This window comes from Campylobacter parajejuni (genome assembly GCF_046764905.1).
Classification (GTDB): Bacteria; Campylobacterota; Campylobacteria; order Campylobacterales; family Campylobacteraceae; genus Campylobacter_D.
On the sequence record NZ_JBKORB010000024.1, the window covers coordinates 1 to 1,298 of the forward strand.

General features: G+C 31.7%; 1 protein-coding gene and 1 pseudogene. Both read right to left on the reverse strand.

Annotated elements, in window-relative coordinates:
- Positions 1–1,079, reverse strand: a 1,079-nt coding sequence (locus tag ACLL8X_RS09255) for a cache domain-containing protein (RefSeq protein ID WP_411990627.1), incomplete at its 3' end; no start/stop codon positions are given.
- Between the two features lie 110 nt (positions 1,080–1,189).
- Positions 1,190–1,298: pseudogene (locus ACLL8X_RS09260) on the reverse strand (methyl-accepting chemotaxis protein); the annotation flags it as partial.

A 1,298-nucleotide genomic window follows, 5' to 3' on the forward strand; every position in this document is an offset into this window, starting at 1 on the left:
CCAAATTCATCATTAGTTTTTACATCAATAGTAGCTATGTTTTTTGTTTTATGATTGATGAAATCAAAGAAGGAATTTAGTCCTGATTGAATGGAAGAGAGTGGGGAGAGATAACGAGAAACGATGAAATAAAGAAGGATAATGCTTAGCACAACTATGATTAAAACGATGATGACTTGTATATAAGCCATTTTTGCCACAGGAGCATTGATAACATCCAAAGACTCCGCAATACACGCTGTATAATAATTTACCTTAGTGCATATGGCAAATCTTTTTATATTATCATTTCCTGTGTAGTAGAATATATTGTTATCGCCGACTTTTGTCCATTCTTTTTGTAGAATGGCTATATCGGGATTTTTGCCTTCAAATTTAGGGTCCGAAGAAGCAAATATCGCATCTTGAGAATCAAACGCAAAAGTTCTTCCCGGAAGTCTGTTAAATTCTTCTTGCAAATCGGTAACAAGTTTATCAATCGCTAAGGTCCCTATGTATTTGCCATCTTTATAAAGAGCCTTTGCATAAGTAAAACAAGGAAGATTAGTTACGGAGTCAATGTAGATTGGGGTGGTGTATATTTTGTTAGGGTTTTTATTGGCCTCGATATACCAGCCTCTTTTTCTAGCATCATAGCCATTGATACTAGGCCCACTTTTGCTTAATTCTATATTTTTCTTATCGCTGTTTGGGTCGCTAGCGATTTTGTCTCCGCTTTCAAATCCTATATAAACCGCCAAAAAACTTCCCCCGTCTTTAAAATTCTTAAGTATGGAACCTACATTATGCTCGATATTTTCTTGAGAATTTAGCTTTTCATAAGGTAAAGATAAAATACTATTTTCTAATTTTGTAACGGCTCTAATATTAATACCATCAAAATTTTCAATAGAATTTTTAGCCGAACTCATATAATTTGTTTCAGCTGCGATAACGCTATCAAGTAAAGCATTTTTTGTGAAATAAAAGCTTGTAATGCCTAAAATAATCAATGCTAAAATTGCAATAGTGTTAGAAATTGCAGAAAGTTTAAATTTTAAACTACTACCTTTGCCCATAAAACCATATTCTTTTTTCATAAAAGTTACTCCTTGTATTTATTTGAGAAATTTAAAAATAAGTCAATTTTTATTGTAGATAAAAATGATAGACCCTATTCTAAGGAATTTTAGAATAGGGGTGTTTAGAGTTAAAATCTTTTCTTTTTAATGTCTTCCAATATATTACTTGCTATATCACTAACTGTATTAGAAATAACAGCACTCTCATTAGCAATTTCAACATTATCCTTAGTGGTT